At 66.6% G+C, this 14,165-nt stretch carries 14 protein-coding genes; 11 read left to right on the top strand and 3 right to left on the bottom strand.

The features are described 5' to 3' along the window. From AC1DNF_RS27635 to AC1DNF_RS27625, 3 genes are all read left to right on the top strand, one after another. Positions 1 to 177, top strand: a 177-nt coding sequence (locus tag AC1DNF_RS27635; protein WP_478149011.1) for an NAD(P)(+) transhydrogenase (Re/Si-specific) subunit beta, incomplete at its 5' end; no start/stop codon positions are given. A gap of 81 nt (positions 178 to 258) precedes the next feature. Further along, positions 259 to 1,935, top strand: a complete 1,677-nt coding sequence (locus AC1DNF_RS27630; RefSeq protein ID WP_478151847.1) for a long-chain-fatty-acid--CoA ligase — start codon at positions 259 to 261, stop codon at positions 1,933 to 1,935. Positions 1,936 to 1,955: 20 nt separating this feature from the next. After that, on the top strand, positions 1,956 to 2,741 hold the full coding sequence (locus AC1DNF_RS27625) for a 5'-methylthioadenosine/adenosylhomocysteine nucleosidase (RefSeq protein WP_478151846.1): 786 nt from the start codon (positions 1,956 to 1,958) through the stop codon (positions 2,739 to 2,741). Here the strand turns inward: AC1DNF_RS27625 and AC1DNF_RS27620 are convergent. Beyond that, on the bottom strand, positions 2,734 to 3,723 hold the full coding sequence (locus AC1DNF_RS27620) for a magnesium and cobalt transport protein CorA (RefSeq protein ID WP_478151845.1): 990 nt from the start codon (positions 3,721 to 3,723) through the stop codon (positions 2,734 to 2,736). The genes AC1DNF_RS27625 and AC1DNF_RS27620 overlap by 8 nt on opposite strands. Positions 3,724 to 3,927: 204 nt before the next feature. On the opposite strand from AC1DNF_RS27620, the gene AC1DNF_RS27615 reads away from it, so the two are divergent. The 4 genes from AC1DNF_RS27615 to hprK all read left to right on the top strand — a co-directional run bounded on the left by AC1DNF_RS27615 (position 3,928) and on the right by hprK (position 8,319). Next, positions 3,928 to 6,045, top strand: a complete 2,118-nt coding sequence (locus tag AC1DNF_RS27615; protein ID WP_478151844.1) for an ATP-dependent helicase — start codon at positions 3,928 to 3,930, stop codon at positions 6,043 to 6,045. Between the two features lie 348 nt (positions 6,046 to 6,393). Continuing rightward, positions 6,394 to 6,723 (top strand): ribosome hibernation-promoting factor, HPF/YfiA family, encoded by a 330-nt coding sequence (hpf, locus tag AC1DNF_RS27610; protein ID WP_478151843.1) that lies wholly within the window; start codon positions 6,394 to 6,396, stop codon positions 6,721 to 6,723. Positions 6,724 to 6,817: 94 nt separating this feature from the next. Beyond that, positions 6,818 to 7,285 (top strand): PTS sugar transporter subunit IIA, encoded by a 468-nt coding sequence (locus AC1DNF_RS27605; protein WP_478151849.1) that lies wholly within the window; start codon positions 6,818 to 6,820, stop codon positions 7,283 to 7,285. Positions 7,286 to 7,359: 74 nt separating this feature from the next. Beyond that, positions 7,360 to 8,319, top strand: coding sequence for an HPr(Ser) kinase/phosphatase (gene hprK / locus AC1DNF_RS27600; RefSeq protein ID WP_478151842.1), 960 nt, complete (start codon positions 7,360 to 7,362; stop codon positions 8,317 to 8,319). 82 nt (positions 8,320 to 8,401) lie between these two features. Here hprK and fur read toward each other — a convergent pair whose 3' ends face one another. Continuing rightward, positions 8,402 to 8,821: a ferric iron uptake transcriptional regulator gene (gene fur, locus AC1DNF_RS27595; RefSeq protein ID WP_478151841.1), complete on the bottom strand. Its 420-nt coding sequence runs from the start codon at positions 8,819 to 8,821 to the stop codon at positions 8,402 to 8,404. An 84-nt stretch (positions 8,822 to 8,905) separates the two neighbouring features. On the opposite strand from fur, the gene AC1DNF_RS27590 reads away from it, so the two are divergent. From AC1DNF_RS27590 to AC1DNF_RS27575, 4 genes are all read left to right on the top strand, one after another. Further along, positions 8,906 to 9,460 carry an outer membrane protein assembly factor BamE gene (locus AC1DNF_RS27590; protein WP_478151840.1) on the top strand — a complete coding sequence of 185 codons (555 nt, stop codon included), beginning with the start codon at positions 8,906 to 8,908 and terminating at the stop codon, positions 9,458 to 9,460. A 102-nt stretch (positions 9,461 to 9,562) separates the two neighbouring features. Beyond that, positions 9,563 to 10,363 carry a 4-hydroxy-tetrahydrodipicolinate reductase gene (gene dapB / locus AC1DNF_RS27585; RefSeq protein ID WP_478151848.1) on the top strand — a complete coding sequence of 267 codons (801 nt, stop codon included), beginning with the start codon at positions 9,563 to 9,565 and terminating at the stop codon, positions 10,361 to 10,363. Positions 10,364 to 10,369: 6 nt separating this feature from the next. Beyond that, entirely contained in the window at positions 10,370 to 11,059 is a 690-nt protein-coding gene (locus AC1DNF_RS27580; RefSeq protein WP_478151839.1) for a MotA/TolQ/ExbB proton channel family protein, read from the top strand. An 11-nt stretch (positions 11,060 to 11,070) separates the two neighbouring features. Then, a complete protein-coding gene (locus tag AC1DNF_RS27575; RefSeq protein ID WP_478151838.1) occupies positions 11,071 to 11,538 on the top strand; it encodes an ExbD/TolR family protein in 468 nt (155 codons plus the stop codon). A gap of 108 nt (positions 11,539 to 11,646) precedes the next feature. Here AC1DNF_RS27575 and AC1DNF_RS27570 read toward each other — a convergent pair whose 3' ends face one another. Then, positions 11,647 to 14,139, bottom strand: a complete 2,493-nt coding sequence (locus tag AC1DNF_RS27570; RefSeq protein WP_478151837.1) for a glycogen/starch/alpha-glucan phosphorylase — start codon at positions 14,137 to 14,139, stop codon at positions 11,647 to 11,649. Positions 14,140 to 14,165: the final 26 nt, after the last annotated feature.

Genomic DNA, 14,165 nt, shown 5'->3' with positions numbered 1-14,165 from the left:
ATCTACGGCATGCCGATCCTGGAGGCCTACAAGGCCAAGACGGTGATCGTGAACAAGCGCTCGATGGCCGCGGGCTACGCGGGGCTGGACAACGAGCTGTTCTACATGGACAAGACCATGATGGTCTTCGGCGATGCCAAGAAGGTGGTGGAAGACATGGCCAAGGCGATCGAATAAGACTGTCCCCCGTGCCTTCGTGCCGCATGCCGCGCGCAGACGCGGCAGCCCCCCGCATTCCCGCAAGAGGAGACACAACGCATGACAGACCGCCCCTGGCTCGGCAGCTATCCGCAGGGCGTGCCCGCCGACATCGACGCTTCGCGCTACCCCTCGCTGGTCGCGTTGATGGAGGAGAGCTTCTCGAAGTACGCCGGGCGCACGGCCTATAGCTTCATGGGCAAGGACGTGGGGTATGCCGAGGTCGACAGGCTGAGCCGGGCCTTCGCGGGCTATCTGCAGGGGCTGGGCCTGGTCAAGGGCGACCGCGTCGCGGTCATGATGCCGAACTGCCCGCAGTACCCGATCTCGGTCGCGGGCATCCTGCGGGCCGGCCTGATCCTGGTGAACGTCAATCCGCTGTACACGCCGCGCGAGCTGGAGCACCAACTCAAGGATTCGGGCGCCAAGGCGATCGTGATCATGGAGAACTTCGGCACGACATTGCAGCATTGCCTCGCGGCCACGCCGGTCAAGCACATCGTGCTGAGCGCCATGGGCGACCGCCTGGGCATGCTCAAGGGCGCGCTGGTCAACTACGTGGTGCGCAACGTCAAGAAGCTGGTGCCCCCGTACAGCCTGCCCGGCGCTGTGCGCTTCAACGATGCGCTGGACAAGGGCGCGGGGCGCGCGCCGCAGCCGGTGGCGATCGGGCCCGACGATGTGGCGGTGCTGCAGTACACGGGCGGCACGACCGGCGTGTCCAAAGGCGCGGTGCTGCTGCATCGCAATGTGATCGCCAATGTGCTGCAGTCGGAGGCCTGGAACGAACCGGTCATGCAGAAGGTCCCGGCCAGCGAACAGCCCACCAGCGTCTGCGCCTTGCCGCTCTATCACATCTTCGCCTTCACGGTGAACATGATGCTTGGCATGCGAACCGGCGGCAAGGTGATCCTGATCGCGAATCCGCGCGACATCGCGGGCGTGCTCAAGGAGCTGTCGAAGCACACATTCCACAGCTTCCCGGCCGTCAACACCTTGTTCAACGGCTTGGCGAACCATCCTGATTTCGCGACCGTCAACTGGAAGAACCTGAAGGTCTCGGTCGGCGGCGGCATGGCGGTGCAGGGGGCGGTGGCCAAGCTGTGGCTCGAGAAGACCGGCTGCCCGATCTGCGAGGGCTACGGCCTGTCCGAGACCTCGCCCTCGGTCACCTGCAATCCGACCACCAGCACCGCCTACACCGGGACCATCGGGGTGCCGCTGTCGAGCACCTTGCTGAAGCTGTTGGACGACGACGGCCATGAAGTGCCGATGGGCCAGCCGGGCGAGATCGCCATCAAGGGGCCGCAGGTGATGGCGGGCTACTGGCAGCGCCCGGACGAGACGGCCAAGGTCATGACGGCCGACGGCTACTTCAAGTCCGGCGACATCGGCGTGATGGACGAGCGGGGCTTCTTCAGGATTGTCGATCGCAAGAAGGACATGATCCTGGTCTCGGGCTTCAACGTGTATCCGAACGAGATCGAGGACGTGGTCGCGAAGATCCCGGGCGTGCTGGAATGCGCTGCCGTGGGCATCGCCGACGAGAAGACGGGCGAGGCGGTGAAGCTGGTGATCGTGAGAAAGAATCCCGATCTCACCGAGGCGCAAGTGCGGGAGTACTGCCGCGCCAACCTCACCGGCTACAAGCAGCCGAGGCTGATCGAGTTCCGCACCGACCTGCCGAAGACGCCGGTCGGCAAGATCCTGCGTCGCGAACTGCGCGACAAGAAATAGGCCACGGGCGAGGGCAGCACATGACGGCGCCGGTCGCGATCGTCGCGGCGATGCAGGAGGAACTGGGCGCCCTGCTCGCGGTCATGCCCGACGAGAGGCGCGTGCGCGTGGCCGGGCGCGACTTCTGGGTGGGCCATCTGCGAGGGCAGCCGATCGTCGCGGTGCTCTCGCGCATCGGCAAGGTCGCGGCAGCCACGACGGCCACGGTGCTGCTGGAGCGCTTCGGCGTCCGCGCGATCGTCTTCACGGGCGTCGCGGGCGGGCTGGCACCCGGCGTGCTGGTGGGCGACGTGGTGGTCGCCACCAGGCTGCTGCAGCACGACCTGGACGCCTCGCCGATCTTCCCGAAGTACGAGGTGCCGCTGACGGGCCACGCGCGCTTCGCGACCGACACCTCGATCAGCGATTCCCTCGCGGCCGTCGCGCGCGATCTGCTGCGCGATCCGCTGTCGCTGCTCGGGCAGCAGGTGATCGACGATTTCGGCCTGACGGCACCGAGGCTTCATCGCGGCCTGCTGGTGAGCGGGGACCGCTTCGTGTCGACCGCTTCGGAAAGCGCGGCGCTGCGCAATGACCTGCCCGATGCGCTGGCGGTCGAGATGGAGGGCGCGGCGGTGGCGCAGGTGTGCCACGACTATGGCGTGCCCTTCGCCGCGATCCGGACGATTTCGGATCGCGCCGACGATGCGGCGCACGCCGATTTCCTGCGCTTCGTCGCTGCGGTCGCGAGCCGCTACAGCCTGGCGGTGATCGACGCCTGGCTGGGCTCGCTGCCCGAGCCGGCGCCGGACGGGCTCGCTACTTGAGCCAGCCGCGGCTGCGGAAGTACAGCATCGGCCCCAGCGCGCTGACCACCATCAGGACGAGCACGTAGGGGTAGCCGGCGGCGCCGAGCGCGGCGATCTCCGGAAACTGCATGTTCATGCCGTAGATGCTCGCGATCAGCGTCGGCGGCAGCAGCGCCACGCTGGCGACCGAGAAGATCTTGATGGTCTTGTTCTGGTTGATGTTGATGAAGCCGACGGTCGCGGCCATCAGGAAGTTGATCTTCTCGAACAGGAAGGCCGTGTGGTTGTCGAGCGATTCGATGTCGCGCAGGATCTGCCGCGCCTCCTCGAACTGCTCCGCATTGAGCATGCGGCTGCGCATCATGAAGCTCACGGCGCGGCGCGTGTCCATCACGTTGCGGCGGATGCGCCCGTTCAGGTCTTCCTGCCGCGCGATGGCGCCCAGCACCTCGCCGGCGAGTTCGTCGCTCACGTTGCCTTCGAGCACCTTCTTGCCGGCGATCTCGAGTTCGTCGTAGATGTTCTCGAGTGTGTCGGCGGAGTATTCGGCGTCGGCGTCGAAGAGCTTGAGAAGCACTTCCTTCGCGTCCTCGATCAGTCCCGGCGCGCGGCGCGCGCGCATGCGCAGGAGGCGGAACACCGGCACGTCCTCGTCGTGAATCGAGAACAGCACGCCGCGGCTGCGCAGTTCGGTGTTGTGCTGGTTGAGGATGAAGGCCACGCGCACGGAGCGCGGGTTCTCGTCGTCGTCGATCAGGAAGTCGCTGCGGATGTGCAGTTCGCCGTTGTCTTCCTCATAGAAGCGCGCGGATTCCTCGATGTCCTCGTCCATCGCGTCTTCGGGAATGGACAGGCCATAGTACTGCTTGATCCAGCGCTTTTCCTCGACCGTGGGCGATTCGAGGTCGACCCAGATGGGCTGGAACTTGGAAAGCTCTTCCAGCGCTTCGATCTCTTCCTGGACGAGGCGGCCATTGGCGAGCGTGAAGATGTTGAGCAAGGCTCACTCCCGTGAAATGTCTGGGCGGATGGGCGAGGAAGGGGCGCTTTCAAGCTCCTCGCCGACGGGCCGTCAGACGGGAGTTGAAAGCCGCGGAGGCGGAAGGTCCATGCGGCGACTCCAAATGCGGTGCGGCGCGATTATGTCACCGGCCCTTGGGCAATCACTCGGACGTCTGGATGGACATACAGTAAAGTTGCGGCGATGCAGAGCGTTGCGACACCCGCACCCACCACCCAGGCCGAGCGTCTCGCCGCCGCACTCGGGAAGCTCAACGACGCGCAGCGCGCGGCGGTGCAGCACGGCGCGCACGGGGCCGGGGGCGAGGCGGCGCAGCCCGATGCGCGGCCGTTGCTGGTGATCGCCGGCGCCGGCTCGGGCAAGACCAACACGCTGGCGCACCGCGTGGCCCACCTGATCGCGCGGGGCACCGATGCGCAGCGCATCCTGCTGCTGACCTTCTCCCGCCGCGCCGCGCAGGAAATGGAGCGGCGCGCCGGCCAGGTGCTGGCGCGCGTGCTGGGCCTGGCATCGCAGGGGGCGCCGCCGGCGTTGCCCTGGGCCGGCACCTTCCACGGCGTCGGCGCCCGCCTGCTGCGCGAATACGCGGCCCGGATCGGCCTGGACGAGAACTTCACCATCCACGACCGCGGCGACGCCGAAGACCTGATGGGCCTGGTGCGCAACGACATCGGGCTGGCGTCCATGGAGCGGCGCTTTCCGCGCAAGAGCACCTGCCTGTCGATCTACTCGCGCGCCGTCAACACCTGCGCGCCGCTTGCCGAGGTCCTCAAGCATGCGTTTCCGTGGTGCGCCGAATGGGAGTCGGAACTCAAGCGCCTGTTCGGCGCCTACGTCGAGGCCAAGCAGCAGCAGCACGTGCTCGACTACGACGACCTGCTGCTGTACTGGGCCGAGATGGTGGCGGAGCCAGCGCTCGCTGCCGAGATCGGCGAGCGTTTCGACCATGTGCTGGTCGACGAGTACCAGGACACGAACCTGCTGCAGGCCGCCATCCTGCGCGCGCTCAAGCCGGACGGCCGCGGCGTCACGGTGGTGGGAGACGACGCCCAGTCGATCTACTCGTTCCGCGGCGCAACCGTGCGCAACATCCTCGACTTTCCGGGGCATTTCACCCAGCCGGCGCGCGTGGTCACGCTCGAACGCAACTACCGCTCGACGCAGCCCATCCTCGATGTCTCCAACGCGGTGATCGCCCGGGCGGCGGAACGCCACGCCAAGACGCTCTGGACCGACAAGCCCTCGGCCGGGCGGCCGCAACTGGTGCTGGTGCCCGACGAGGCCCAGCAGGCGCGTTGGGTGGCCGATCGCGTCCTCGCGCACCGCGAGGGCGGGTTGGCGCTCAAATCGCAGGCGGTGCTGTTTCGCACCTCCTCGCACAGCGCGGCGCTCGAACTGGAGCTCGCGCGGCGCAACATTCCTTTCGTCAAGTACGGCGGCCTCAAGTTCCTCGAGGCCGCGCACGTGAAGGACCTGCTCGCCGTGCTGCGCTTCGCCGAGAACCCGCGGGGCCGCATGGCCGGTTTCCGGGTGACGCAACTGATTCCGGGCATCGGCCCGGCGACGTCTACGCGCCTGCTCGAAGCCATGGCGCAGGCCGCCGAACCGGGTGCCGTCGTGCGGGACTTTGTCGCGCCCTCCGCGGCGCAGACCGAGTGGGCGCGTTTCGCGGCCGTGTACGAAGCGCTGCGTGCGCCCGCGCTGGCCTGGCCGGGCGACATGGAACTCGCCCTGGGCTGGTATCTGCCGCACCTCGAGCGGCTCCACGACGACGCCGGGCCGCGCCGCCTCGACATCGAACAACTGGCCCGGCTGGCCGCCGGCTATTCTTCGCGCGAGCGCTTTCTGACCGAACTCACCCTGGACCCGCCGGAGGCCACGAGCGATCGGGCGGGCCCGCCGCTGCTCGACGAGGATTACCTCATCCTCTCCACCATCCATTCGGCCAAGGGACAGGAGTGGACCTCGGTGCATGTGCTCAACGTGGTCGACGGCTGCATACCGGCGGATGTCGCGCAGGGGGCCAGCGAACTCGAGGAGGAGCGGCGACTGCTCTATGTCGCCATGACCCGCGCGCGCGACCATCTGCACCTGCTGGTGCCTCAACGCTTCTACGTCACGCAGCAGGCCGTCCGCGGCGACCGGCATGTTTACGCGGGCCGGACGCGATTCATTTCGGCGGCCGATGCCCAAGCCTTCGATCAGCAGACCTGGCCGCCGCCGCCCGAGCGTGCGCCTCATGTGCCACCGCCAGCAGCGACGATCGACCTGCTCAGCCGCATGCGCGCCGCCTGGCGCTGAGCGATTCGGCCCTGCTGGCGGAAGGGTCACCCGCGTGCGCCGGACCACGTCGACATTGGTTCTACGTCGTCCCGCGGCCCCCGTCACACTGGCGTGACAAGCTATCAATTCGATAGCAATCCGGCGGCCTTGGTCATGGGTGCGGGCGGGCCCAAGCACAAGGGCATTGCAATTCGATGACGGCATGGGCATAGTGAATCGACCGTCCCTTCTCCTCCTCTCTCCCCCCTTCCTTCCCACTTCTGCCTTCTTCTCTTTTCTTTCTCAGCCTCTCTTTCTTTTTCGTCGGCCATGCCTCTTCACGGGGGTACGGCTTTTTCCCCAACCGTCAATTCCAGGAGGTCATTCATGAATCTGACGATCAGCGGTCATCATCTCGACGTTTCCCCAGCCTTGCGCAGCTACGTCACGAGCAAGCTGGATCGGATCACCCGACACTTCGACCAGGTGGTCGATGTGAAGGTGATCCTCACGGTGGAAAAGCAGAAGGAAAAGGAGCGTCGGCAACGGGCCGAATGCAACATTCACGTCAAGGGAAATGACATGTTCGCGGAGTCGAGCCACGCTGATCTTTACGCCGCCGTCGACGAGCTGGTGGACAAGCTCGACCGGCAGGTCGTCCGGCACAAGGACCGCTTGCAGGACCACCATCACGAAGCGCCGAAACGCGTGATGTAGTTGGTCTTCGGGCAAACACTCTTGCGGGCCGCCTTGGGGCGGCCCTTTGCTTTTTCCGGGGCAGGTGCATAATCGCCCCCGCCCTGCACCCAACATGAACCGACTCGCGTCCATCCTGCCGCCCGCTCAAGTACTCGTGAGCGTTGACGCCACAAGTAAGAAGCGCGCTTTCGAAGAAGCAGGTCTGCTCTTCGAAAACCTGCATGGCCTCGGCCGTGCCCTTATCACCGACAGCCTGTTCGCCCGCGAGCGCCTGGGGTCCACCGGCCTGGGGCACGGCGTTGCGATTCCGCATGGACGCATCAAGGGCCTCAAGGCGCCGATGGCCGCGGTATTCCAGCTCGCGAATCCGATCGGGTTCGACGCGCCGGACGAGCAGCCCGTCGTGCTGCTCATTTTTCTGCTGGTGCCGGAAGCGGCCACGCAGAAGCATCTCGAAATTCTTTCCGAGATCGCGGAGCTGCTGAGCGATGCCAGCCTGCGCGAGCAGATCAAATCAAGTACGGACGCCGCCGCGCTTCACGCCCTGATTGCGGGATGGCAGTCGGCCCAAGTCGCCTAAGTGAGCCGTCCGGCTTGCCAATGTGTGTGCCGCGCCGCCTCCCGGCGGCTGCCCACGACTGACTCCGCGAACGCATGAAACCGACCGTCATCAGTGCCGATGCGATGTTCGAGGAGTTTCGCGGCTCGCTCCGGTGGGAGTGGCTCGCGGGTCTGGGCGCCTCGGAGCGGCAGTTCGACTCCGACGTCATCAGCCGCGCCCAGTCGGCCGCGGACCTGGTCGGTTACCTCAATTACATCCATCCATATCGCGTGCAGATCCTGGGCGCGCGCGAGGTGGCCTACCTGACACGCGGTACGCCCGAGGATTGCGTGCGGCGTGTCGCGCGCATCGTCACCCTCGAGCCGCCCATGCTGGTGCTGGCCGATGGGCAGGCCGCGCCCGACGAACTGCTGTCGATCTGCGAGCGCGCGCAACTGCCCCTGTTCGCCACGCGCGAATCCTCGGCTTTCGTCATCGACCTGCTGCGCGCCTACCTGTCCAAGCATTTCGCCGAGCGCACGTCGATGCACGGCGTGTTCATGGACATCCTGGGCCTGGGCGTCATGATCACGGGCGAATCGGGGCTCGGAAAGAGCGAACTCGGCCTCGAACTGATTTCGCGCGGCAATGGGCTGGTGGCCGATGACGCCGTCGACCTCTATCGCATCAACCAGACCACGCTGGAGGGCCGCTGCCCCGAGTTGCTTCAGAACCTGCTGGAAGTGCGCGGCATCGGCTTGCTCGACATCCGCGCGATCTTCGGCGAGACGGCCGTGCGCCGGAAGATGCGGCTCAAGCTGATCGTGCACCTGGTGCGGCGCGACAGCTTCGAGCGCGACTACGAGCGCATGCCTTCGGCGCCGCTCACCCAGGACGTCCTGGGGATTCCGGTGCGCAAGGTGATCATCCAGGTGGTGGCCGGCCGCAATATCGCCGTGCTGGTCGAGGCGGCGGTGCGCAATTCGATCCTGCAACTGCGGGGGATCGACACCTATGCCGACTTCGTCGCCCGTCATCACAAGGCAATGGAAAGCGCCCGCGACGACGACTGAGCCGCCGCGGACCTCAGCCCCTCGGGGGGTGGCGAATTACACGCAGCGAAGCGCAGTGAGAAGCCGGGGGGGCTGTCAGTTTCTAGTGCCGGCTCGCGCAATCGCCGCAGAGGCCGTACAGCGACATCGCATGGTCCTGCAGGATCCAGCCCTTGTCCTTCGAGATCATCTGCTGCCGGCGCTCGATCTCAGCGTCGTAGAACTCCTCGACCTTGCCGCAGGAGGTGCAGATCAGGTGATCGTGGTGCTTTCCCTCGTTGAGCTCATAGACCGCCTTGCCGCTCTCGAAGTGGCTGCGCTCCAGGATGCCGGCCTGCTCGAACTGGGTGAGCACCCGGTACACCGTCGCCAGGCCGATGTCGGAGTGCTCGTTGAGCAGCACGCGGTACACGTCTTCCGCTGTCATATGGCGCTGTCCGCCGTTCTGGAATATCTCGAGAATCTTGAGGCGCGGAAGGGTGGCCTTGAGGCCGGTGCTTTTGAGTTCGTCGATGTTGGCCATGGTGGTTCCTCGCCAGCCGTGCGGGAGGGCCCGCCGGGGGCCAGCCGCTACAATGATTCGATCATATCGCTACCCCCTTTGCCCATGTCCGCCATTCCACACCGTCGCCTTTGGCCCCTTGTCGGCGCCGTCGCCGCCGGCCTGTGTCTCGGCGCCTGCAGCAGCATTACCGAGAGTTCGCGCAGCGCACTCGTCGCGATCACGCCCTACAAGGTCGAAGTGGTCCAGGGCAACTTCGTGTCGAAGGAGCAGGTCGAGGCACTGAAACCCGGCATGTCGCGCCAGCAGGTGCGCGAGATCCTCGGCACCTCGCTGCTGACCGATGTCTTCCACGCCAACCGCTGGGACTACGTGTTCACGATCCGGCGCCAGGGCGTCGAGCCCCAGCAGCGCCGCCTGACGCTGTACTTCAACGGCGAGCTGCTCGACCGCTTCGAAGGCGATCCGATGCCGAGCGAAGAAGAGTTTGTCGCCAAGCTGGACAGGCGCAAGGTCAGCGGCAAGGTGCCCAAGCTGGAAGCGACGGAAGACCAGCTCAAGAAGTACGAACCGGCCGCCCAGGACAAGGCCGAGGCGGCCCCGGCGGCCCCGTTGCCGCCGCTCCCACCCAGCTATCCCCCGCTGGAATCGACGCGCTGAGCGGGCGTCGGCCGCGCGGCCGGCCCGACGGCATTTCTTCAAGGCCCCAACTCTTCAAGGCCCGAACGCGTGACTGAATCCTCTTCTTCCTCCACGCCGCCCCTGCGGCGGATCGCCATTGCCGGTGCTTCCGGCCGCATGGGCCACATGCTGATCGAAGCCGTGCGCGAAGCGCAGGACTGCCGGCTCGCCGGCGCCTTCGACGTCCCGGGCAGCACCGCGGTCGGCAACGACGCGGCGGCTTTCCTTGGCTTCGTCAGCGGCGTTCCCATCGTGGCCGATCCGCGCACGGGCATGGTGGACGCGCAGGTGCTGATCGATTTCACACGGCCCGAGGGCACGATGGCCCATCTCGCGGCCTGCCGCGAACTCGGCGTGCAGATGGTGATCGGCACGACCGGGTTCAGCGACGCGCAGAAGGCCGAGATCGCGGATGCTGCGAAGGACATCGCGATCATGATGGCGCCCAACATGAGCGTTGGCGTCAACGTCACCTTCAAGCTGCTGGAAATGGCGGCCAAGGCGCTGTCGACCGGCTATGACATCGAGATCATCGAAGCCCACCATCGCCACAAGGTCGATGCGCCCTCGGGCACGGCGCTCAAGATGGGCGAGGTCATCGCCGACGCGCTCGGGCGCGACCTCAAGGAATGCGCCGTCTACGGGCGCGAGGGCATCACCGGCGAGCGCGATCCCTCGACCATCGGCTTCGCGACCATCCGCGGCGGCGACATCGTGGGTGACCACACGGTGCTGTTCGCGGGCACCGGCGAGCGCATCGAGATCACGCACAAGTCGTCCAGCCGCGCGACCTATGCGCAGGGCAGCCTGCGTGCCGTGCGCTTCCTGGCGGACAAGAAGAGCGGCCTGTTCGACATGTTCGACGTACTCGGGCTGCGCTGATCGGGCATGAGCGTCCTTCAGCTGCTCACGCACGGCGACGGCGTCAGCCGCTCGGTGGCAGCCTTGCTGTTCGCGATGTCCGTCTCGAGTTGGGTGGTGATCCTCTGGAAGGCCTGGCTGCTGCGCGGCGGCACGCGCGACGTGGTGCGCAGCATCGCGGCGTTCTGGCAGTCGCCTTCGCTGGGCGACGCGGAGGCCAGCCTCAAGGCTTTCGATCGCGCTGCGCTGGTCTGGCCGGCGGTGAGCGCCGTGAAGAATCTCCCGCTGCGCGCCGATGGCGCCACGCTCGGCGGCGCTGGTGACCTGGGCCAGCGCCTCACGCGGGTGCTGCGCGATGCGCTCCATGCGGCCCTGCGCCGCCTGCAGGCCGGCCAGATCCTGCTGGCCACGGTCGGCGCCACGGCGCCCTTCGTCGGGTTGCTCGGCACGGTCTGGGGCATCTACGGCGCGCTCATGGCCATCGCTGGCGAGACGGGGGGCTTCACCATCGACAAGGTGGCTGGCCCGGTTGGCGAAGCGCTGGTCATGACCGCCTTCGGCCTGGCGGTTGCGATACCGGCCGTGCTCGCCTACAACGTGTTCGGCCGGGTGGTTGCCCGCATCGAGGCCGAACTCGAAGGTTTCGCGCACGACCTGCTCGGCGTGCTTGGCGGCCCTCCTGGCGAAGCGCCGCCGGCCGGTGCCGTGCCGGCCTAGGCGCACACGCCATGGCCTTCGGTCGCACATCCCTGGGCAGCGCCGCCACTGGCGGGCGCTCGACCGGTGCGGGCGGCCAGCGTCCGTTGTCCGACATCAACGTCACGCCGCTGGTCGACGTGATGCTGGTGCTGCTGGTGATCTTCATCATTACCGCGCCATTGATGGCGAGTTCGATCAAGCTCGACCTGCCGCGCACCGATGCGGGCCGTCCCACTGACACGCCGAAGTTCGTGAGCCTCTCGATCGATGCCGCCGGCAAGGTGTTCCTCGACGAGCAGCCCGTGACTCCCGAGGAACTCGCGGTCCGTCTCCAGAAGGCTGCCGCCGCCAGCCCCGACACCGAGGTGCAATTGCGCGCCGACCAGACCGTGCCCTATGGCAGGGTTGTCGAGCTGATGGGCATCGCGAACAAGGCGGGCCTGAGCCGCATCGGTTTCGTCACCGAAGCACCCCCCAGCCCCGCCCACCCCAGATAGCCCCGACCCAGAAACCCGGAAGCACGGCGGAACCGGCTCTGCCGGGCCGCCGGTGTTGCCCCCGCAAGGGGGTGGGCGAAGTGACACGAAGTGCGCGCAGCCTGGGGGTCAGATCTTTATTGGCTTGGTATGCCAGATTTCATGCGCGTACTCCGCGATGGTCCGGTCCGATGAGAAGGCGCCCATGCCGGCCACGTTGAGGATGGCCTTGCGCGTCCAGGCGTCGGCATCCTTGTAGAGCGCATCCACCTTCGCCTGCGTCTCGACATAGCTCGCGTAGTCCGCCAGCAGCAGGTAATGGTCGCCCCAGTTCACCAGCGCGTCGAAGATGCCCTGGTAGCGCGACGGCTCGCCGGGCGAGAACACGCCGTCGCGGATCGCGTCGAGCACGCGCTGCAGTTCGGGGTTCGATTCGTAGATGTCGCGCGGCTGGTAGCCGCTTGCACGGATCTCGGCCACCTGCGGCGTGGTGTTGCCGAAGATGAAGATGTTCTCCTCGCCGACGTTGTCCCTCATCTCGACATTCGCGCCGTCGAGCGTGCCGATGGTCAGTGCGCCGTTGAGCGCGAATTTCATGTTGCCGGTGCCCGAGGCCTCCGTGCCGGCCGTGGAGATCTGCTCCGACAGGTCCGCCGCCGGCATGATGATCTCGGCCAGGCTCACGCTGTAATTCGGCAGGAACACCACCTTCAGCAGCTTGCCGGCCCGCGGGTCGCTGTTGATGACCGTCGCCACATCGTTGATCAGGCGAATCACCTGCTTGGCCACCAGGTAGGCCGATGCCGCCTTGCCCGCGAACACCACCACGCGCGGCACGAGCTCGCAGGTGCGGCCCTCCTCGTGCGCCTCGATGATGCGCTGGTAGCGCGTGATCACGTGCAGGACGTTGAGCAACTGGCGCTTGTATTCGTGGATGCGCTTGACCTGCACGTCGAACATCGCGTCGGTGTCGAGGTCGATGTGCAGGTGCTGCTCCACCCAGTTGGCCAGCCGCAGCTTGTTCTCGCGCTTGGCGTGGCGGAAGGCGCGCGCAAAGGCGGATTGCTCGGCCATCGGGCGCAGAGCCTCCAGCTGCGTGAGGTCGCGCCGCCATCCCTTGCCGATGCGCCGGTCGAGCAGGGCCGCGAGCGGCGGATTGGCCTGTGCCAGCCAGCGCCGGGGTGTGACGCCGTTGGTCTTGTTGTTGAAGCGCTCCGGAAAGAGCTTCGCGAAGTCCGCGAAGATGGATTGCTTCATCAGCTCGGAGTGCAGCCCCGAGACACCGTTGATCGAATGGCTCGCGAGCACCGCCACATAGGCCATGCGCACGCGCCGCTCGCCGGATTCGTCGACCAGCGAGAGCCGGCGCAGCAGTTCGACGTCGTTGCCGAGCTTCTGGGTGACAGTCGCCAGGAAGCGCGCGTTCATGTCGTAGATGATCTGCAGGTGCCGCGGCAGCACGCGCCCGATCATCTCCACTGGCCAGGTTTCCAGCGCCTCGTGCATCAGCGTGTGGTTGGTGTAGCTGAACACCCTCTGCGTGTGCGCCCAGGCCGCGTCCCAGCCCAGGCCGTGTTCGTCGATGAGCAGGCGCATCAGCTCGGGCACGGCGAGCACGGGGTGGGTGTCGTTCAGGTGGATGCTGACCTTGTCGGGCAGCAGGTCGAAGCTCGTGTGATTGCGCAGGTAGCGCCGCAGCAGGTCCTGCACGCTGGCGCTCACGAAGAAGTACTCCTGGTGCAGGCGCAACTCCCGGCCGGAGGGCGTGGAGTCGTCGGGATAGAGCACGCGCGACACGTTCTCCGAATGGTTCTTGCTCTCCACCGCCGCCATGTAGTTGCCGCGGTTGAAAGCCGACAGGTCGATCTCCTCGGTGGCGCGCGCCGACCACAGGCGCAGCGTGTTGGTCGCCTGTGTGCCATAGCCTGGAATGATGGTGTCGTAGGCGACGGCTAGCACGTCGTGCGTATCGACCCAGTCGGCCGCGCCGTAGGGGGCGGGCTTGCCGTCGCGCGACGGCTCCCGTTTCTGCGCATGGCCGCCGAAGCGAACGCGGAAGGTGACTTCCGGCCGCTGGAACTCCCAGGGGTTGCCGCGCGTGAGCCAGTAGTCGGGCGTCTCGACCTGCTCGCCGCCGACGATCTTCTGGCGGAACATGCCGTACTCGTAGCGGATGCCGTAGCCGAAGCCCGGCACGCCGAGCGTGGCCATGGAATCGAGAAAACAGGCGGCCAGCCGTCCGAGGCCGCCGTTGCCCAGGGCCGCGTCGGGTTCGAGTTCGGTGAGCGCCTCCATGTCCACGCCGAAGTCGGCCAGTGCCTCGCGCACCGTGTCGTAGAGATCGACCGCCAGCAGCGCGTTGGTGAAGGTGCGGCCGATGAGGAATTCCATCGACATGTAGTAGACGCGCTTGAGGTCCTGCGCATAGTTGGCACGGGTGGTCGCCATCCAGCGCTCGACCAGCTGGTCGCGCACGGCGAACGCGGTGGCGTGCAGCCAGTCGTCCTGGCTGGCGGTCACCGGGTCCTTGCCCACGGCATAGGTGAGCTTGTTGGCGACGGCGCGCTTGAAGGCGGCGACGTCGCGATCGGGGTGGTCGTACTTGAAGTCTTCGATGGTCATGGTGGGCTCGGCGTGAGTGGGTTCGA

The sequence above is a fragment of the Variovorax sp. 01T432 genome (assembly GCF_056398605.1).
The sequence above is the reverse complement of the archived record's forward strand: the minus strand, read 5'-3'. Positions and strand labels throughout refer to the sequence as shown.